This is a genomic window from Anaerostipes sp. 992a (assembly GCF_001940245.1).
Taxonomy (GTDB): Bacteria; Bacillota; Clostridia; order Lachnospirales; family Lachnospiraceae; genus Fimousia.
Genome location: NZ_MJIG01000004.1, coordinates 695,735 through 714,251 on the forward strand (window position 1 = coordinate 695,735; position 18,517 = coordinate 714,251).

Genomic DNA, 18,517 nt, shown 5'->3' on the forward strand with positions numbered 1-18,517 from the left:
TTCCTTTTTGGGATACTATTTTTATCCAAGAATCATTCCTTTAGAATCCTGTCCATGTCCAATTTCCATAGTTCTTCCTATAGGAATTTCTCTATGCTCCAATACTTTCCACACCATCTGCTCGATGGCATTTGGACCTTCTTCCCGATCCAATTGACTGAAGGTTCCCAGAATCATACCTGAAATCTCATCAAAGATTCCCATCTGTTCCATTTGATCAAGAAACGCCTGTATTCTCTCTCGTCCTCCACTTTGGCTTTCTAATAACAGAACCTTTTGTCTGAAATCCGGCCAAAATGGCGTTCCTGCAAGCTTTAACAGACATCGGATATTACCACCTAAAACTTTTTCTCCCCTTGGAAAATCTCCTTTTAGCATGGTAACTTCCGGCTGACACAGGCTTTTGTTCTTTTCCTTTAAATAATCGATAAATGCCTGACTCTGTCGCTCTCGATCACTTCCTGCCACATTCAGAATCTGATACAGCATTCCCTGATTCCCTGTTTTGGCATAAATACCGTTGATGAGTGCTGTCAGGTCACTATAACCAGCCAATGGCTTAGGGTTTTTTCGTATCTTATCATAATCCAGATATGAAAGAACTCCATTGCATAAATCTCCTCCAGAAATATCAAAAATCATCTGAACCTGACGATCCATATAACACTCCATTAAGGCCGCACCTCGTTCTTCTGGTTCGGAAGGTCCTGTGATCAAATAGCTTTTTTTTACTATAATTCCCTGTTTTTCTAAAATCCAAATCAGTTGCTCAAGTTCTCTTTGCTTTTTCTCTGATAATGGATTGGAGCATGCTACCAATGCAATTTTTGAAATCATTTCCTTTTCCTCAATTCTTTTCACAGTAAAAGCTCCTTCTATTCCAATAAGAAATAAAAGAAGCTTGTTCCTACGTTCTTCATCCTATACATAACGCACAAGGGTTCCGACAAACATTACCGTTCCTATGATAAAGAAGGTTAATCCTTTCTTCAAATCTCCATGATGCATCACTCCTGCCCCCAGACTTCCAACTGCAACCGGCAGAATGATCATCCATGGCTTAATCCGATAATAATGCTTCAACCCATCTGCTCCTAATCTTAATCCAACTCCGTCGGGGAGAAAGATAAACTGACACACCGCTAAAATAAAAATAGTAATGAACATAAGAATCGACCACATCTCATATCTTTTCATAACACCACCTCACTTTCTAACCTTCCTACTCCATATTGACGAACCTGCTCTACCATATGTCCGATATTTCCTTCTCCTGCAAATCGGTTCTGGTCAAAAAAGTCCTCTTTTAACGAGAGCCACTCAAGGGGATGATATTCTGCGTGCAGTAAAACCTCTTCCTGCAAATATCCCACATAGACTTCCACATAGCATTTCTGGTTATAATAAGTAAAATCCATCATATGGCTAAGCTGAATCTGTTCTCTGCTAATCCCGGTTTCTTCATAAAGCTCCCGATAGGCTGCTGTAAATCCATCTTCTCCAGGCTCAATCTTTCCACCCACCAGATTATAAAGCCCTTTATATGGATCCTTGCGCCTTTTGCAGAACAGGATCTGATTGCCATCTCTGTGATACACCATAATGCAATTATATCCCTGCATATTCCATCTCCTTCTATCTTCTCTTATTACTATTCTACCATAAGTTTATATTCCTGCAAGAATCCATCTTTGAAAATTATGTGAATTTTTCCAATTAGTTTTGCATTAGGGTATCTTGAAAAGCTGGACAGGCACCAAAACTGTCCAACTTTTATATTATATAGAATAGGAAAATATAATAGAAGGTGATGATTCTGAATAAGCCAACGTATTATCTCTGGAGAAATGATTTTTCCTCCCAAGAAGAATTTGAAGCTAAACGGGATAGATTTCTTAGAATTGGTTTCCGGGTTGTCACATATCTGGACGGAAAGCCAGATACTGATATTCATACCGGTATAAAATCTCTTGTGAAAAATCACTGGCCCTATTAAAATTTGTACTCTCCTACTTAATGTTCATTTTTTCTGATGCCTCCAGTAATTACACTGATTCCATTACATAAAAAGAAAGGTATCTATTATGAATGCAGGCTATGTCCGTCTCTCCAGAGACGATGATAAAAGAAATTATGTTTCCATAGAAAACCAAAAACTGATCATCAATCAATATGCAGGCGACCATGGTGTTGTCATCGACCGCTGGTATGAGGATGATGGCATTTCCGGCTATATCTTTGACCGACCGGGATTTCAGCAGATGATGGCTGATCTGGATAAAAATATTGATACCGTATATGTCAAAGACTTTTCACGCCTTGGCAGGCATAATGCAAAGGTTCTTTTGCTTCTGGATGAATTTCAGGAGCGTGGAAAGCATCTGATCGTGATTGATGATAATTATGATTCTATGGATTCCAGTGACGATACCATTGGTATTAAGACCTGGTTTAATGAACGATACGTAAAAGACACCAGTAAAAAGATCAAACGTGCACTTGGAGCCCGACAGAAAGAAGGTACTTTGATTACCAGAGCACCATTTGGTTACCGGCGTAATCCGAAAGATAAAACCATTCTGGAGATTGTACCGAAAGAAGCAGACTATATTAAAAAGATTTATGACTTGTATCTTTCTGGTTCTGGATATCGCAAGATTGCTACTTATCTGACGGAACAGAGGGCTCCTACTCCTTCTATGATTCAGCGGGAACGTGAAATCGAAGAAGGTCGTTTGTCCAAAAGAAAAGTTGCTTCCAGATGGTCGGATGCTATGATAAAAGAGATTTTGGATAATGATTTTTATATCGGTACATTTCGTTTGAAAAAACGTGCAAGGAATACAGTTCATGGCAAAGATAAACGTGTGCCAAAGGAAGAACAGTGCATTTTTGAAAATCATCATCCAGCCATTATCGACAAAGCTACTTTTTCACTGGTGCAGGAATTAAAGGAAAAGCGAAACCGGACAAATTATCGTGGAAGCAGAGGACAATGGTTCGGTTCGGAGATTCCCAATCCATTTGGATGTTGTCTGTTCTGCAAGGATTGTGGCAGCCGTCTCACACCGATCAAACGTCAAACATCCAGCAAAGAACGGAAATATTATATCTGTACTACTTACAATACAAAAGGCAGACGGTATTGTTCCAAGGCACATTTGATTGAGGAAAATGATCTGATGGAAGATGTTCTGACCTATATTAAAATGTGCCGAAATGCCTTGTGTGAGGTAATTGCCACCTATGATTTAAAGGATTTCGAAGCAGAAAAAAAATCCATAGAAGAAAAACGACAGGAACTGCATACAGCAATCAACGAACGGAAGAACCATCTGAAAGTGCTTCTTACGCAGAAAGTAAAGGATCTTGCAGTCGCTGCCGGGAATGAAGAACTGATCAATGAGACTTACGATTCTATGCAGAAAGATTTATTTGCTCAGATTCACGGTTTGGAAATGCGAGTAAAGGAACTGGATGAAACAGCTATTGAAACACCGGATGTGAAGGATAAATTGAAAAATCCTCTGGATGTGGTAGATAAGATCATTGCAGGAGAAACGCTTGACCGGAGAGATATTGATCTTCTGATCGACCGAATTGATGTATACGAAAACGGAATGCCAGAAATCACTTTAAAATATGGATTATCCAATTTGATTAATTACAGTCCTGCCGATGAGATGAACCGCAGAGAAAATACGATTATTGCCATCGTTATGAAATTGATTACGGAGGCTGAGCGTAGCTATACCTCTGCAAAATACTTGTCAGAGCATATCACTGATCTGGGATTTAAGAAGACAAAGCAGCGTATTCTTCCATATATTGAACTGATGAAAGAAATGGAAATCCTTGAAGACACAGAAAATTCATTGAAACCATACAAAATCGTAAAAAGCAACGAAGAAATTCTGGCACTTGCCCGTAGATTTCTGCCGGACCTGTCTGCTGAGATTACAGCAAAGCAGTTATCGGATGATTATTTACATGGTTCTTATGGAAACAGGTGGCATGCCACAGATGATCTTTGAATATGTTCTTAAGAAAAATGGCATTGATCCAAAAAAAGATATAAACCTGATCCAAAACATTGACTTTGCAAATACCGCAGGTGCCTTTACCGGCGGAACTGGCGACTTTACGATTGAATTCGAGCCAAATGCTACCTCTCTTGAAAATCAGAAGGAAGGCTATGTGACTGCTTCCCTTGGTGTGGAAAGTGGTTATGTGCCTTATACCACCTATTGTGCAAAGAAGAGTTACCTAAAGAACAATGGCAAAACCATTGAAGGATTCACCAGAGCCATTGCAAAAGGACAGAACTATGTAAATAGCCATACTCCGGAAGAAATCGCAGAGGTGATCGCACCTCAATTTAAAGAAACCAGCAAAGCGGATCTTATAAAAATCATCACCCGTTATGCCGAACAGGATACGTTTAAAGAAACACCAATATTTGACGAAAACGGTTATGAGCTTTTACAGGACATTCTGGAGCAGGCTGGAGAATTAAAAGAAAGAGTTCCTTTCGAAACTCTTGTCGATAACACATATGCAAAAAAATCCATAAAATAATGAAGCATCGCCTGGTTCTACATGGGTGTAATCATAAGAACCAGGCATTTTTTCTATCCCAAAGCCACATCCAGAATCATCATCAGAAGAAATCCTCCCACAATCCCAAGAGCCTCCACCAGATGGTCCGCATCGGAATGGGCCTCCGGAATCAATTCTACCGTAGCTACATAGATCATGGCCCCTGCTGCATAGGAAAGCAGCCATGGCATGACTTTTTCCACATTGGAAACCATGAACAACGTAAAAATCCCAAAGATCGGCTCCACCAGTCCGGATAACGCTCCTAATAGAAAGGATTTCCATACACTACTTCCGTCCTTTCTAAGAGGCAGAGATACTGCTGCCCCCTCCGGTATGTTCTGAATTCCAATTCCAAAGGCAAGGGCAAATGCTGCCGACATGGCAATCTGATGCCTTCCTGCTCCTGCAAAGCTAAGTCCCACTGCCATTCCCTCCGGGACATTATGCAATACCACAGCCGTGATCAATACCGTGGATTGTCTTTTCGACCTATGCCCCTTTTTCATACTGACAGCAGGCAATCGTGTGAGTACACGATCAAAATACAACAGGAACATACCACCCAGGAAAAATCCAGTGCCCACCGGCATCCAGGAAGGCAGTGCCCCTTCTTTGGCCTGTTCAATGGCCGGTGACAAAAGCGACCAGAAGGATGCAGCAATCATAATGCCTGCTGCAAAGGAAAGAAATACCCTTTCCATCCATTCTGTCATTTTTCTCTGAAAAAAGAACACTACAGCAGAACCTAATGTGGTCATAAGAAAAGGAAACAGTATTCCCGCTAAGACTACTAATGTTATTCTCATCATTCACAGCCTTATAAAACTTTCTTATAACCATACTATACAATAGCGCTCTAAAGGTTCCTTTTGTTACATAGATAGATACCAGATCTTTGTTCTGTCAATCCAAAAGCCAATCTCTTCTCCAACCCTTTTTACATCCTTTTGTTCTCTGGAAGTTCTATACCAAAATCTTCCCTGTTCTGTCATAATAACAAAAATCATCTCATCCTTTTCACAGAAAATCTTTTCTACCCATCCTCTTATCTGGGCTTCCTCTCCAGGCAATGCTGGTCGGACTGCCTCTGAAGGAATTCCAACATAAGAATCCCTGCTGCCCGGTATGGAAAATAAATTCTCGCATCCCATGATCTTTGCTGCAGCAACAGTTTTTGGATGTGCAAAAATTTCCTCTCGCTCTCCCACTTCCCGCATGGACCCCTGCTCTAGTATCCCTATCTTATGACAGAAATGATAGATTTCATCCCGGTCATGAGAAACAAAAATCACCGGCTTTTTTATTTCTTCCAGTATTTCCATAATCTGAAGTTCCAGATTCCACTTCAGATTGCGATCGACGGCACTAAAAGGCTCGTCCAGTAAAACCAGCTCTGGTTTTGACGCCATCATCCTGGCCAGCGCACAACGCTGCTTTTGTCCTCCTGACAACATGGATGGATTATGTTTTTCCAATCCACTCAGGTAAAATTGTTCTATATATTGTTGGGTCTGCTTTTTATCCTTTAAAACAATGGCAATATTCTCCCAGACCGTTAAATTAGGAAAAAGGGCATAGTCCTGAAACAAGTATCCGATCTTCCGTTTTTGTGGCCGCAGATTGATTCCTCTTTCAGAATCAAAAAGTGTCCGGCCATTTAGAAGAATTCGCCCCTTATCTGGAGTCTCAATCCCTGCGATGCACTTTAACGTCATGCTTTTTCCGCATCCACTTTCTCCTAACAATCCAAAGATTGCTCCGGCTTCCGCCGTAAAGGAGGTCTGCAAATGAAACTCACCGATCGTCTTTTCAATTTCTACCATGACTTCCATTTTGCTAATTCCCCCCTTTTCGAACAAGATGTGCCTGACATTTATTTACTCCATTCATAGCCAGCATGGCTAAGGCAGAAATCAGAATGATCATTCCCACCAATTGATATGCCTGTTCCCGATTTCCTGTCTGCATAGCTGTATAAATCGCCAATGCTGCTGTTTGTGTCCTGCCGGGAATATTACCTGCGATCATAATAGTTGCTCCAAATTCTCCCATTGCTCTGGCAAAGCTTAAGATAGAAGCCCCTAAAATTCCTGGAAAACAATTGGGAAATACCACCCTCCAGAATATTTTTGTTTCTGATAATCCCAGTGTTCTTCCTACTGCAAGCAGATTTCCATCCAGTTGTTCAAATGCACTTCGCGTCGTTCGATACATCAATGGAAATGATACTACCACTGCAGCTACCACTGCTCCTTGCCAGGTGAAAATCAGTCCCCATCCGTGTGCCATCAGAACCCTGCCTGCCAGAGAATTCTTCCCAAAAAACACAAGCAGAAAGAAACCCGTTACGGTAGGAGGTAATACCATAGGAAGGGTAAATATTGCATCCAATATCCCTTTTCCGTATTTCATGTTGGCGGTTTTCCATGCTGCATAAATACCAAGAAAAAAGGTAATGCATGTAGCTGCCACTGCCGTTTTTAATGATAATAGAATCGGTGTGAAATCCATATTTCCCTCCTCGATGTGTAAAGCTATTCTGAATAAATGTAAGTAAATTTATATTTTTCAAAGGCTTTTTTCGCCTCATCTGTTTTCAGGAAATCTAAAAATTCTTGTGCTTCTTCCTCATGCTCCGTTGCTTTCACTACACCTGCCGGATAAATAGCCGGCTCACAGCTGTCTGCCGGGGCTGCACATACAACCTCCACCCGATCTTCAATGGCAGCATCCGTTGCATACACAATTCCACAGTCTACATTCTTCGTTGCTACCCAGTCTAAGACCTGACGCACATTGGTTCCCAGATTTGCCTTTTCCTTAATCTTTTTCCACAAGCCCATGTTTTTATAAATGGTTTCCGTATACTGCCCTACCGGAACATCTGAATTGCCGATTGCTACCATTTCCACTTTATCTGTAGCAACATCTTCAAAGGTCTGAATATCCAGGTCAGATCCTTCTGGTTTGATCAGGACTACTTCATTCTCCAGTAATCGTATAATACTATCCTCCTCCATAAGTCCCTGTTCCTTTAATGCATTCATCTGCTGGGTAGCTGCAGAAAGAAACACATCCGCAGGCGCACCTTCTTCAATCTGTGTCTGTAGTGTTCCAGAAGAATCATACGTAAAAGTAAGCCTTACATCTGGATGTTCCTTTTCGTAGGATTTTCCAAGCTCATTTAAAACATCTGTCATGCTGGCTGCTGCCAGAATATGAATCTCTGTCTTATTTTCTGTCTTCGTATCACTTTCCTTGCTTCCTCCACAGGCTGTCAATGCAAATCCCATTAGCAGCACACATAATAAAGCAATCAACTTTTTTAATCTCTTCATTCCATATTCTCCTTTGTTACATGAGTTTTCATCTTCTACAACAAGATAAATTCATCTCCTGTTTTTATTCTGCCGCCATGCAAAACTTTGCAAAATACGCCTTCCCGGGGCATAATACAATCTCCCATTTTCTGAAAAATCTGGCATCCATGATGGCATTCTTTCCCAATCTGAGTCAACTCCAGGATAACATCGCCACATTGAAATCTGGTTCCCACCGGCACGTTCTTAAAATCATAGCCGGATATGACCAGATTTTCTCCAAACGCACCAAACTCCACTTCGGCCCCTCTAGCTCTGAATTCTTCGATTTTCTCATAGGATAACAGGCTTACCTGACGGTGCCATTTTCCCGCATGTGCATCCTTCTCCAATCCAAAATCTTCTATAACCTTTACCTGATCAATGGGATACTTTTGGGTTCCTTTCTTTTCACTGATGCAGATTGCTTTTACGATCCCCATAGATGGTTCTCCTTTCATTCCTCTTTCAATCCTATCTGCGATTTCTTTTTCTGATTTTAATTCTTCCTGTGGATAGTTACAAACATATTTGGGATAGCCGCTATGTTTCATTCCCTCTAAGAGTATGATATCCGCTTCCGGAAATGCCTGAAACAGCATCTTCTCATTGACATCTTCCCATTCCTTAGTAATTAAGATCCGATTCTTTGAAAAAACCGCCGTTCCATAAGCACCGGCTTTTTGATGCCTCCAGCTATCGGTACCAGGTACATCGCTTTCAAAGTCATGTCCATCATGCTTGACCACTGCTACCCGATATCCCCGTCTCTTAAGCTCTGGAAGGAGTCTGGTAATCATCGTCGTCTTTCCGCTGTTCTTATAGCCGGAAATGGCAAATACATATGGCTGTTTTCTTAAATTATATGGATCCATACCTTTTCCTCCTTTTTGGCGCCTTCCATATTCTCTGGTATCTCAATGAGACAATTACTAGAAAGGAGGGAAGACAACACGCCAGAAGCCTGATTGCCAAGAACTGCCCATACTTTTCCCTCTTCCTCCCAGCCTCGTAAAAACCTTCGGACACCCCTTCGTTTTCCATAATGATTCTGTAGAACCGCTTCTTTTCTCTGCAATTCCCAGGTAGAATCTCCAGTCAGCTTCTCAAGTACACTTCTCACCAAAAGCTCATAATTGGCAGCTGCACCATAAGGATTTCCCGACAGGCTAATGATCAATGTATGATCACATACCATAGCCAGCGTAGGGGCTCCAGGTTTTATATCAACCTGCCAGAATAACTTCTCCGCGGACAACAGTTTCATAACCTGATGCATGATATCTTTTTCTCCTACAGATACTCCACCTGTAGTAATAATAAGGTCTGCCTGAGGTATGGCTGTTTTGATACGGGCTGCCATTTCCTCCGGTCGATCCATGCAGTGCTCATACAATACCGGTGGATGATTCTTCTCCTTTAAACGACCACAAATATAGTGAAGGTTGGAATCATAAATTTTCCCCGGCTGCAAATCCATCCCTGGCTGCATTACCTCATCTCCAGTGGAAATCACCGCAACTCTTGGCTTTCGATACACCCAAACCTGGTCAATACCCATGCTTGCCAGAACGGCCACTGCTGCTCCATCCAGCTTTCTGCCTTTTGAGATCAATCGATCTCCTCTTCGGTAGTCTTCTCCCTGATCACAATAGTTTTCATAGGGCGCTGATTCCTGATATATAGTTACATACTCTCTTCCATAATCAGTATCCTCCTGACGGATGACCGTATCAGCTCCTGCTGGTATGGGTGCTCCTGTCATAATTCTGACCGCCTGACCTACTCCTACTTTTCCTTCAAATACTTGCCCGGCATAGATTTTTCCGATTACCTGAAAAACCTTTGGTTCCTTTTGACTGGCACCAGTCGTATCCTGCCCTTTTACCGCATATCCATCCAGAGGAGATCTCGGAAATGGCGGCTGGTCAAATATAGCAACTCCATCCTGAGCTAAAATACGTCCAATGGAGTCCATGATGGGAACACATTCCATTTCTTTTATGGGATGTATGTTCTTTCGCAAAATTTCTCTTGCTTCTTCCAATTTTACCATTCCTATACTCCTTTTCCAAATCCACAGGTTGGATAATGGCATACATCACAGCCCAGACAAAGTCCTCCATGTCCCATTACTGCCAACTCTTCTCGGGTAATCGTGATATCCGCAAGAATTCTTGGAAGCACCAGATCAAAAATAGTCGCTTTGGCATACATAACACAGCCTGGTAGTCCCAATACAGGCGTTCCATCGGCAAAATATCCAAGCAAAAACATGGCCCCCGGAAGCACCGGTGCACCATAAGAGATGATCTTAGCTCCACTTTTTCTAATGGCTCCCGGTGTCCGATCATCCGGATCTACGCTCATACCTCCAGTACACAAAATCATCTGGACTCCCTTTGCCTTTAAATCAAGAATCGCCTCTGTAATCTTTTCCTGATCATCGCCCACAATATGATGTCCTGTGACCTCCACGTCATACTGCTCCATTTTCTGACGGATCACTGGCGTAAAGGTATCCTGGATTCGTCCATAGAATACTTCATTTCCAGTTGTTACGATTCCTACTGTCTTTCGGACAAAGGGGTGGATGGTCAGCAGTGGATTCTCCTTTCCTGCGATTGCCTTTACCTGTTGCATTTTTTCTTTTTCAATGACCAATGGAATGATCCTGGTACCTGCAAGCTTATCTCCCGCCCTTACTGCCGTATTGGTATGTCTGGTAGCAATCATCATATGCTCCAGGGAATTAATTCTGCAAAGGCGTTCCACATCAATCTGAAGCAGACCATCTACTGCAGCACTGATTTCGATCTTTCCTTCCTTCGGGTTGGAGCGTTTCATGCCAGGCCCTTCACAGGCATCTGCCAGAATAACGGCTGCCTCATCCTCATGGTACATGGCTGCATCCTTTTCCCATACATATAAATGATCCTTGCCAATGGATAACAGTACCGGAATATCCTCTTCCTTTACAATATGTCCTTTACGGAAGGCTGTATCCTTAATCTTATCTTTTATAATGATGGTAATATCATGACAGATCACATGCCCCACCGCATTCTTCGTTTCAATCAGTTTCATCTGCTCCTCCTTCTATCTCTACCGCGGATAAGTCCGCCTCTAAGTTACTCAATCCTTAAGGAACTTGTTTCATTTTTTGCGTAAAAAAATATAATAAAAAAGCCATATTTCCTCTGAAATACAGCCTTTTAAGTACTACAACAAGACCGCCTGCGGCAGTCTCTTAAGGCTCCTTTTCAAAAAGGGAAGGCTGGTCTGTTTCCATCCCAACCCCGGCCAGTCCTTCCAGATATATATATGGAAGCTGACGGCTCATAATCATAGGCGTTGCCCTTAGATTACTTCGCTCGGAGTCAATGATTCTATTTTTGCTCTTTATCAAAGATCTATTTGATTTCCATAAATGCAGATTCGCTTAAGCTCTCCATCCTTAATGCGATATGCCGTACCGTGAAGAACACTTTTTCCTTCCTCCACCAGGATATAGCTTCCGTCTACCAATGCATAAAATTCATTTCCAAAGCTATCCCCATAGGTAATATCCTCAAATAGACGTTTGCCATCTAGTATATTATACTTCACATTCTGATAATGTGGCAACACATTAATTTTCGTAAGTCCTAATCCCTGGAAAAATCGAACATAATCAGGATCTACGGATTCTCCCTCCTCCTCTGGCTGTGCATATACCCATGTGGCACAATTCATGGTTCCTGCACTGATTCCGATTACAATTCCAGTAAACTCCTGGATCAGTTCCCTTAATCCAAGACGATCAAAAAACTCCATCTGGGTCGGTACATGTCCACCTGCCAGAATTATCACGTCACTTTCTTTTAAGAAGGCGGCAATCTCTCCTGCATTACGATCATCACAGATTACCATATCCGAAAGTGTCAGTCCATGATAAGAAAATGCCCCAAAAAAAGTATCTGCCATCTCATCGTTCATTCCGTAGTTGGTTGGATCTGCACTGATGATCAGGCATCTGCTATCCGGTTTCCAATGCTTCTTTAACTGCTCAACAAATCCATTGTCCTCATTTAAAATGCACGGAAGCTCAACCCCTTCTGGCATATCATTGGTACATGGACTGCTGGTTAAAAATAGTATCATACTTTCCTCCTTAACTTCGAGCACAGTTTTTGGCTTTCCCAGTCAATATCTCCACTCCGTGCTCCAATTCTGGAAATATGAATTCCAGACATTCCTCAACAGCCTTTGGACTTCCTGGCAGATTCACGATCAGAGTCTGCTTTCGAATTCCTGCTGCAGCACGACTGAGCATAGCCCTCTTTGTAAACTGCATGCTATAAGCTCTCATGGCCTCCGGAATTCCCGGGACCACCCGTTCGGATACGGAAAGGGTAGCCTCCGGCATACAATCCCGTATAGAAAATCCAGTACCTCCTGTGGTCAGAATCAAATCTGCCAGATGCTCATCACAAATCTTCCTCAATTCCTCTTCCAGCACTTCTCTTGTATCTGGAAGCAGATTCGTATATACAATCTGAGCACCAAAGGACTTTGCAATTTCCTGTACACGTGGTCCACTTAAATCTTCTCTCTCTCCGGCATAGCCAGAATCGCTGGATGTAATAACTGCAACTCTCATCCTGCTCACCCTCCAATCTGTGACATACTTTTCGTCTCGATCTCTTTTGTTTCAAAATGATGCTCTTTCGGTTTATGACGAACGGCATTCTGAATCACTGCTGCCAGTTCCAGCTTTCTTCCCTGGCGAATCAGCGTCTTTAAATCCACCATATCAGCGGACTGCAGGCATAATCTCAGCTTTCCATCCGCAGTCAGACGAATCCGATTGCAATTCTCGCAGAATTTATGGCTGACTGCACTGATGAATCCAATTTTTCCCTGGAACCCATCCAGCTGATAATAGTCTGATGGTCCAAATCCCAATGGTCTTTCTTCTTTACACTCTTTCATCTTTCCAAAGACTTCTTCCAGGACCTCTTTCACCTGTTCCTGGGTCCTTCTCTGTTCTTCTCCTCCGAAAACCGTTGGCATATATTCTATAAAACGCACATGGACGGATTTCGTTCTAGCTATCTGGGCCATGGAAACCGCTGTCTCTTTCCAGTCTTCTCCATTTAAGACACAATTTATCTTTACCGTCACCTGTGGATAGGTGCATATGGCTTCTAAGCCTTTGAGCACCTGATCGATGTTTCCACCTCTGGTTATGGCTGCATAAGCATCCTTATTCAGCGTGTCGATACTGATATTCACTCCATCAACGCCTGCCTGAACAAGCCTCTCTGCCATCTCTTCTAATAAAATTCCATTGGTCGTAAGAGTGACTGTTTCAATTCCCGGTACCTGCTTCAGCTTTTCTATCAGCCGCCAGCATTCCTTTCGCACCAGCGGCTCTCCTCCTGTAATTTTTACATGCTTTAATCCGATCTTTGCCATCATCCGACAGATTATCTCAATCTCTTCATACGTTAAGATCTCATCATGGCTCATACAGGTAATTCCTTCTTCCGGCATGCAGTAGGTACATCGAAGATTACATCTGTCTGTAATCGATATTCTTAAATAATCAATCTTTCTTCCGTAATTATCCTTCATTATGCATCCCTTCTATAAGTCCCGCTTTTTCCACCGGTTTTTTCTTCCAGTCTTACATCGGTAATCACCATGGATTTATCAATGGCCTTACACATATCATATATGGTAAGCAATGCCACGGACACTCCCGTCAATGCTTCCATCTCTACTCCTGTCTTCCCTTCCAGCTTCGCCATACATTGAGCCTTGATCTCACTGGCAGCTTCATCAATCTCAAAGTCAATGGAACATTTCTGAATAAAAAGTGGATGACACATGGGAATCAGATGGGATGTCTGCTTTACTGCCATAATTCCTGCCACTCTTGCAACACCAAGCACATCGCCTTTTTCCACAGTTCCTTTCGTAACTGCTTCCATCACCTGCCGATTTACCTTTATCCTGCCTGAGGCAATGGCCACACGTCTGGTCACATTCTTTTCTGACACATCTACCATGATAGCATTCCCTTTTTGATCAAAATGACTTAACTTCTCTTCCATCCCAATCTCCTCTTAATCTCTCATATTCTTTTGGCGTATTGATATTGTATACTGCCTTGTTATTTTCTAATTGTATCACAGATGGTTTTGTTCGGGCAATGAAATCCATCATTCGATAATTTTTCTCCTGGATCATCTCCTTTAGGACCGGAAGAACCTCCTTTGGATAAATTCCCAGTAATGGGTGGATCTGCTGCCCCGTTTGTACAACGGTTACCTTCTTCTCTGCCCTGTATACTGCCAGGATTCGTTCTACTGTCTCCTGATTCAATAAGGGCATATCACACGCAGTAACAAATAGTGCCTCTTCCTTACAAGCCATCAAGCCAGAATAAATACCTCCCATAGGCCCCAGATCAGGATACTGATCAACAATCATGGGCATACCAAGTCCTTTGTATGGTCCTTCGTTCTCCACAGATAAATAAATATTAGAAAATCCCTGCAGTGCATTCAGGATATGCTGCAAGAAGGAATTTCCTCCATATTCTAAGAACAGCTTTTTCTTTCCATTCATTCTTCTGTTTTTCCCGCCTGTTAATATGTATCCTGCGATCATTTTCTATTTCCTTTCTATTTAGCACTACATACATATTTTAGAATCATTGTTTGATTCTCTGTGAAAAAGAATCCTGCTCTGCAGGATTCTACGCTTGCGGCGGATCGCTCTTGCGACATCCTCCTATCCGCCGCAGTGCGATCCTCACGGAGTGTTTTTATGGAATAGGAAAAGAAATTTCCTATTCCATAAAAAATTCCGTGACACTCGTCACGGAATCATTTCCATTATTCATTTTATTCTTCATCACCATTCATCCTTTTTGCACATAAATATTATGATTTCTTATAGAATCATGTAAAATACTCTTTAAATATGTAAAGAAGGCGATATTCTCACCATACTGCTCCCACAATTTCCATCCATGGGCATTCTTGATCTCATCGCAGATTTCATAAAAGTCCCCTGAGAAATAGTACATATTGAGTCGCGCTGCATAAACAGACATCTCTAACTTGACCACATCTGGAATTTCATCTGCACCTTCCAATTCCTTAGAAACCTGGCGAATAAAATTATTGTAATAAAACCTTCGATAATCTGCCCTCATTTTCTGAGACATCATAATCTGTTGTGTCTGATAGATGATATGATTTCCATCTTCTATCGTAAGTATTCCATATTGATGTGGATAAGTACACGGTGAGGACGTAGCAATGTCCATAATTCCATTCTGCTGCTCCATATGCTGCATATGCATATGACCACTTAAAAATAAAGACGTCTCATACTTCTTTAACAGCATGGCAACCCTTTCATGATTGCGCATGGTAAAGCTTTCCCGAAAAATCAGGTTGTGATATGCAAGATTGTAATGCCCTGCAACCAACGGATAAGCTCCATATTTCCTTGCTTTTTTCAGATTTTCTTCCAGCCAGCCAAACGTCTCTTCCCTTAATTCTCCATATCTTAATGGCTTCTCTTCGACCCTGGCACAATTATCCAGACAAAATAACCATATATTAGTAGATAAGGGAACCACATAACTCAGACTTGCCGAATCTATGGAAAATGCCTGTGCATAGCCAAATTCATAATATAGCTCCTTAAATTGCACCTCATTGATCGATGGAACTTCATAGGTATCATCGCCTCGATATCCTTTTGCATTTGGATGACCGATATCATGATTTCCAGGAAGTACAAAGACAGGAACACCATTCTGCTTTACCATCTTTAGTTTTTCAATCAATTCCTTATGACTCACCAATTCCCCGTTGAGTGCCAGATCTCCTGTCAAAATCAATGCATCCAGTTGTTGCTGCTGCACCTCGAAAAGCATCTCATCAATTAACTTTTCCCCATTCTTTGTCTGTTTTCCATCACTGTTATAATACATTCTGCTGAAAGCCTTTCCATCATCATAAAGACTTTTCGATAGCAGATGAAGATCTGAACTGACTGCCAGTTTGATATATTCCTGATTACAAATTACTTCCATAATTCCTCCAACCTTCGATTCAAAGGATGTACCCGCTGCGTCATATTCAGTATTATAACATATTTTATAGAAAGAATCTATGCATTAGCTATCTTGTCTTTCACCATCTGTATGTTTTATCTGATGGCAATAGCCACCACAATTCTTGCATTCTCCACCACAGTGAATGGATTTGCCTGCTTTTTTATCTCGAATCATACTTCGTATGATCAATGCGACAATAACAATAAGGATTGCTCCTACTACGATCGTTCCCACTATAATCCTCCTTTCCACCTCCAAAAATATCAGATTCATTATAATCCTATTGTTGTTTTTATGTAAAGGTCTGATCTTTTGCTTTCTTTATATGGTCTGAATAGCAGATATACAAATCCGATGCATAATGCAATTGCAACGACCGTAAAAATTCCAAATCCACCACCGGTTACCAGAGTTCCTATCTGATATACACACAGTGATACCACATAAGCTAACAGGCACTGATAACCGATAGCATATAAGAACCATTTTGTGCTGTTCATTTCACGCTTAATGGCCCCCATTGCTGCAAAACAAGGTGCACATAATAAGTTAAATATAAGGAAGGAATATGCTGCAAGCTGACTCATGCTTCCGGCAAGTGTTCTCCAGATTTCTACTCCATCTTCTGCAACCTCTTCCACGCCGTACAGGATACCGAAGGTACCTACCACATTTTCTTTTGCAACTAATCCTGTAATGGCTGCCACAGCAGATTTCCAGTTGCCCCATCCAAGAGGCGCAAAGACCCACGCAAATATATTTCCAATACGAGCCAGGATACTATGGTCTAATTCCATTGTCTCTAACATTCGGAATTGTCCATCTACCCATCCAAAATAAGACGTGAACCACACTAAGATCGTGGAAAGAAGAATGATCGTACCTGCCTTTTTGATAAAGGACCATCCACGTTCCCACATACTTCTTAATACGCTTCCCGGCGTTGGCATATGATATGCAGGTAATTCCATGACAAATGGGGTCGGATCACCAGCGAACATCCTTGTTTTCTTTAAAATAATACCAGAACAGATAATTGCTGCGATTCCAACAAAATAAGCACTTGGTGCCACCCAGGAAGCTCCACCAAACAAGGCACCTGCAATCAGTGCAATGATTGGAAGCTTCGCTCCACAAGGAATAAAGGTTGTTGTCATAATCGTCATTCTTCTGTCTCGTTCATTTTCAATGGTTCTGGAAGCCATAACTCCCGGAACTCCACATCCAGTACCAATCAGGATCGGAATAAAAGATTTTCCAGACAATCCAAATCTACGGAAAATTCGGTCCATGATAAAAGCGACACGGGCCATATAACCACAGCCTTCTAAAAATCCCAAGAAGATAAATAATACCAGCATCTGAGGAACAAATCCCAACACTGCTCCAACTCCGGCCACAATGCCATCCAGAATCAGTGCCTGCAGCCACGCTGCGCACCCAATGCTTGTTAACACTCCTTCAACAGCCGGAGGAATAATTTCTCCAAATAATACATCATTGGTCCAGTCTGTAACGATGGTTCCTACTGTAGTTACAGAAATATAATATACCAACCACATCACAGCTGCAAAAATTGGAAGCGCTAAAATACGATTTGTTACAATTTTATCTATTTTGTCTGAAACAGTTAATTTTTCTCCTGTGTGTTTTTTCTTATAGCATTCACCGATAATAGATGAGATATAGATATATCGTTCATTTGTAATAATACTTTCTGTATCATCGTCCATGGCTGCTTCGATTTCCGCAATCTCAGCAGATGCATCCGGCACCTGGCTTAACTGCTCTTCAATCTTATCATCCTTTTCCAAAAGCTTCACTGCGAAGAATCGTTTTTGTTCCTCTGCCACTTCATAGCCTAACTTCATCTCAATAGAAGAAAGCACTTTTTCTACTTTTTCGTCAAAAGCATGCACCTGCTTCATTGCTTCTTTGGCAGTTGCAAGCTTCACTGCAAGATCTGCTGCTTCCTTGACTCCCTCTGCTTTTAATGCAGAAATCTCCACCACTTTACATCCAAGCTTCTTGGCCAATTTATCAATGTAAATCTGATCGCCATTCTTTCTTACGATGTCCATCATATTTACTGCCATCACAACCGGAATTCCCAATTCCATCAGCTGTGTAGTCAAATACAGATTTCGTTCAATATTGGTCCCATCTATAATATTTAAAATTGCATCTGGTCTTTCATTGATCAAATAATTTCTTGCTACTACTTCTTCTAATGTATAAGGTGATAAAGAATAAATACCTGGTAGATCGGTGATGGTAACATCCTTATTTCCTTTTAGTTTTCCTTCTTTCTTTTCTACAGTCACTCCTGGCCAGTTTCCAACATACTGATTTGCACCAGTTAATGCATTGAATAACGTTGTCTTTCCACTGTTCGGATTTCCTGCTAAAGCAATTGTAATTGCCATTTTCC

At 41.6% G+C, this 18,517-nt stretch carries 20 protein-coding genes, 1 pseudogene and 1 riboswitch; of the genes and pseudogenes, 2 read left to right on the forward strand and 19 right to left on the reverse strand.

The features are described 5' to 3' along the window. Nucleotides 1–21: 21 nt before the first annotated feature. From BHF69_RS07665 to BHF69_RS07675, 3 genes are read right to left on the reverse strand one after another with little or no spacing between them, the layout of a single operon-like run. Nucleotides 22–861 (reverse strand): LD-carboxypeptidase, encoded by an 840-nt coding sequence (locus BHF69_RS07665; protein WP_083651158.1) that lies wholly within the window; start codon nucleotides 859–861, stop codon nucleotides 22–24. 60 nt (nucleotides 862–921) lie between these two features. Beyond that, nucleotides 922–1,197 carry a hypothetical protein gene (locus tag BHF69_RS07670; RefSeq protein WP_075670432.1) on the reverse strand — a complete coding sequence of 92 codons (276 nt, stop codon included), beginning with the start codon at nucleotides 1,195–1,197 and terminating at the stop codon, nucleotides 922–924. After that, on the reverse strand, nucleotides 1,194–1,622 hold the full coding sequence (locus BHF69_RS07675; protein WP_075670433.1) for an NUDIX hydrolase: 429 nt from the start codon (nucleotides 1,620–1,622) through the stop codon (nucleotides 1,194–1,196). The genes BHF69_RS07670 and BHF69_RS07675 overlap by 4 nt, the downstream gene beginning before the upstream one ends. A gap of 462 nt (nucleotides 1,623–2,084) precedes the next feature. Between BHF69_RS07675 and BHF69_RS07685 the strand changes: the two genes are divergently transcribed. Together BHF69_RS07685 and BHF69_RS07690 are read left to right on the forward strand one after the other, a co-directional pair. Beyond that, the gene (locus BHF69_RS07685; RefSeq protein ID WP_075670435.1) at nucleotides 2,085–4,034 is read left to right on the forward strand and encodes a recombinase family protein; all 1,950 of its coding nucleotides are present in this window, start codon (nucleotides 2,085–2,087) and stop codon (nucleotides 4,032–4,034) included. Then, nucleotides 4,024–4,578 carry an ABC transporter substrate-binding protein gene (locus BHF69_RS07690; RefSeq protein WP_242946131.1) on the forward strand — a complete coding sequence of 185 codons (555 nt, stop codon included), beginning with the start codon at nucleotides 4,024–4,026 and terminating at the stop codon, nucleotides 4,576–4,578. Before BHF69_RS07685 ends, BHF69_RS07690 begins: the two co-directional genes overlap by 11 nt. Nucleotides 4,579–4,631: 53 nt before the next feature. Here the strand turns inward: BHF69_RS07690 and BHF69_RS07695 are convergent, their stop codons facing one another. The 16 genes and pseudogenes from BHF69_RS07695 to feoB all read right to left on the reverse strand — a co-directional run bounded on the left by BHF69_RS07695 (nucleotide 4,632) and on the right by feoB (nucleotide 18,512). Further along, nucleotides 4,632–5,411, reverse strand: coding sequence for a ZIP family metal transporter (locus BHF69_RS07695; RefSeq protein ID WP_242946132.1), 780 nt, complete (start codon nucleotides 5,409–5,411; stop codon nucleotides 4,632–4,634). A gap of 63 nt (nucleotides 5,412–5,474) precedes the next feature. Next, complete coding sequence (locus tag BHF69_RS07700) at nucleotides 5,475–6,434, reverse strand: sulfate/molybdate ABC transporter ATP-binding protein (RefSeq protein ID WP_075670437.1); 960 nt, start codon at nucleotides 6,432–6,434, stop codon at nucleotides 5,475–5,477. A 4-nt stretch (nucleotides 6,435–6,438) separates the two neighbouring features. Further along, nucleotides 6,439–7,113, reverse strand: a complete 675-nt coding sequence (gene modB / locus BHF69_RS07705; protein ID WP_075670438.1) for a molybdate ABC transporter permease subunit — start codon at nucleotides 7,111–7,113, stop codon at nucleotides 6,439–6,441. A 23-nt stretch (nucleotides 7,114–7,136) separates the two neighbouring features. Further along, entirely contained in the window at nucleotides 7,137–7,940 is an 804-nt protein-coding gene (modA, locus tag BHF69_RS07710) for a molybdate ABC transporter substrate-binding protein (protein ID WP_075670439.1), read from the reverse strand. Between the two features lie 35 nt (nucleotides 7,941–7,975). After that, nucleotides 7,976–8,404, reverse strand: a complete 429-nt coding sequence (locus BHF69_RS14745) for an MOSC domain-containing protein (protein WP_075671783.1) — start codon at nucleotides 8,402–8,404, stop codon at nucleotides 7,976–7,978. A gap of 72 nt (nucleotides 8,405–8,476) precedes the next feature. Next, nucleotides 8,477–8,836 (reverse strand): annotated as a pseudogene (mobB, locus tag BHF69_RS14750) (molybdopterin-guanine dinucleotide biosynthesis protein B); the annotation flags it as partial. After that, entirely contained in the window at nucleotides 8,818–10,017 is a 1,200-nt protein-coding gene (locus tag BHF69_RS07725; protein WP_075670440.1) for a molybdopterin molybdotransferase MoeA, read from the reverse strand. The pseudogene mobB and the gene BHF69_RS07725, both read right to left, overlap by 19 nt. A 2-nt stretch (nucleotides 10,018–10,019) precedes the next feature. After that, nucleotides 10,020–11,048 carry a molybdopterin-binding protein gene (locus tag BHF69_RS07730; protein ID WP_075670441.1) on the reverse strand — a complete coding sequence of 343 codons (1,029 nt, stop codon included), beginning with the start codon at nucleotides 11,046–11,048 and terminating at the stop codon, nucleotides 10,020–10,022. A gap of 152 nt (nucleotides 11,049–11,200) precedes the next feature. Then, a riboswitch (molybdenum cofactor riboswitch) is annotated at nucleotides 11,201–11,353 on the reverse strand. A gap of 13 nt (nucleotides 11,354–11,366) precedes the next feature. After that, on the reverse strand, nucleotides 11,367–12,104 hold the full coding sequence (locus BHF69_RS07735; RefSeq protein ID WP_075670442.1) for a Type 1 glutamine amidotransferase-like domain-containing protein: 738 nt from the start codon (nucleotides 12,102–12,104) through the stop codon (nucleotides 11,367–11,369). A 10-nt stretch (nucleotides 12,105–12,114) separates the two neighbouring features. Beyond that, a complete protein-coding gene (locus BHF69_RS07740) occupies nucleotides 12,115–12,603 on the reverse strand; it encodes a MogA/MoaB family molybdenum cofactor biosynthesis protein (RefSeq protein ID WP_075670443.1) in 489 nt (162 codons plus the stop codon). 5 nt (nucleotides 12,604–12,608) lie between these two features. Beyond that, entirely contained in the window at nucleotides 12,609–13,580 is a 972-nt protein-coding gene (gene moaA, locus BHF69_RS07745; protein WP_075670444.1) for a GTP 3',8-cyclase MoaA, read from the reverse strand. Further along, entirely contained in the window at nucleotides 13,580–14,062 is a 483-nt protein-coding gene (gene moaC, locus BHF69_RS07750) for a cyclic pyranopterin monophosphate synthase MoaC (RefSeq protein ID WP_075670445.1), read from the reverse strand. The genes moaA and moaC overlap by 1 nt, the downstream gene beginning before the upstream one ends. Beyond that, the gene (mobA, locus tag BHF69_RS07755) at nucleotides 14,037–14,621 is read right to left on the reverse strand and encodes a molybdenum cofactor guanylyltransferase (protein WP_075670447.1); all 585 of its coding nucleotides are present in this window, start codon (nucleotides 14,619–14,621) and stop codon (nucleotides 14,037–14,039) included. Before mobA ends, moaC begins: the two co-directional genes overlap by 26 nt. Before the next feature lie 253 nt (nucleotides 14,622–14,874). Further along, on the reverse strand, nucleotides 14,875–16,062 hold the full coding sequence (locus BHF69_RS07760) for a metallophosphoesterase (RefSeq protein WP_075670449.1): 1,188 nt from the start codon (nucleotides 16,060–16,062) through the stop codon (nucleotides 14,875–14,877). Between the two features lie 84 nt (nucleotides 16,063–16,146). Further along, nucleotides 16,147–16,320 (reverse strand): FeoB-associated Cys-rich membrane protein, encoded by a 174-nt coding sequence (locus tag BHF69_RS07765; RefSeq protein WP_075670451.1) that lies wholly within the window; start codon nucleotides 16,318–16,320, stop codon nucleotides 16,147–16,149. Between the two features lie 38 nt (nucleotides 16,321–16,358). Beyond that, nucleotides 16,359–18,512 (reverse strand): ferrous iron transport protein B, encoded by a 2,154-nt coding sequence (gene feoB / locus BHF69_RS07770; protein ID WP_075670453.1) that lies wholly within the window; start codon nucleotides 18,510–18,512, stop codon nucleotides 16,359–16,361. Nucleotides 18,513–18,517: the final 5 nt, after the last annotated feature.

Coding starts and splice junctions, on each gene's coding strand:
- BHF69_RS07670 (WP_075670432.1), bottom strand. CDS start 1,197: ATGAAAAGATATGAGATGTGGTCGATTCTTATGTTCATTACTATTTTT.
- BHF69_RS07675 (WP_075670433.1), bottom strand. CDS start 1,622: ATGCAGGGATATAATTGCATTATGGTGTATCACAGAGATGGCAATCAG.
- BHF69_RS07685 (WP_075670435.1), top strand. CDS start 2,085: ATGAATGCAGGCTATGTCCGTCTCTCCAGAGACGATGATAAAAGAAAT.
- BHF69_RS07690 (WP_242946131.1), top strand. CDS start 4,024: ATGATCTTTGAATATGTTCTTAAGAAAAATGGCATTGATCCAAAAAAA.
- BHF69_RS07695 (WP_242946132.1), bottom strand. CDS start 5,411: ATGATGAGAATAACATTAGTAGTCTTAGCGGGAATACTGTTTCCTTTT.
- BHF69_RS07700 (WP_075670437.1), bottom strand. CDS start 6,434: ATGGAAGTCATGGTAGAAATTGAAAAGACGATCGGTGAGTTTCATTTG.
- modB (WP_075670438.1), bottom strand. CDS start 7,113: ATGGATTTCACACCGATTCTATTATCATTAAAAACGGCAGTGGCAGCT.
- modA (WP_075670439.1), bottom strand. CDS start 7,940: ATGAAGAGATTAAAAAAGTTGATTGCTTTATTATGTGTGCTGCTAATG.
- BHF69_RS14745 (WP_075671783.1), bottom strand. CDS start 8,404: ATGGGGATCGTAAAAGCAATCTGCATCAGTGAAAAGAAAGGAACCCAA.
- BHF69_RS07725 (WP_075670440.1), bottom strand. CDS start 10,017: ATGGTAAAATTGGAAGAAGCAAGAGAAATTTTGCGAAAGAACATACAT.
- BHF69_RS07730 (WP_075670441.1), bottom strand. CDS start 11,048: ATGAAACTGATTGAAACGAAGAATGCGGTGGGGCATGTGATCTGTCAT.
- BHF69_RS07735 (WP_075670442.1), bottom strand. CDS start 12,104: ATGATACTATTTTTAACCAGCAGTCCATGTACCAATGATATGCCAGAA.
- BHF69_RS07740 (WP_075670443.1), bottom strand. CDS start 12,603: ATGAGAGTTGCAGTTATTACATCCAGCGATTCTGGCTATGCCGGAGAG.
- moaA (WP_075670444.1), bottom strand. CDS start 13,580: ATGAAGGATAATTACGGAAGAAAGATTGATTATTTAAGAATATCGATT.
- moaC (WP_075670445.1), bottom strand. CDS start 14,062: ATGGAAGAGAAGTTAAGTCATTTTGATCAAAAAGGGAATGCTATCATG.
- mobA (WP_075670447.1), bottom strand. CDS start 14,621: ATGATCGCAGGATACATATTAACAGGCGGGAAAAACAGAAGAATGAAT.
- BHF69_RS07760 (WP_075670449.1), bottom strand. CDS start 16,062: ATGGAAGTAATTTGTAATCAGGAATATATCAAACTGGCAGTCAGTTCA.
- feoB (WP_075670453.1), bottom strand. CDS start 18,512: ATGGCAATTACAATTGCTTTAGCAGGAAATCCGAACAGTGGAAAGACA.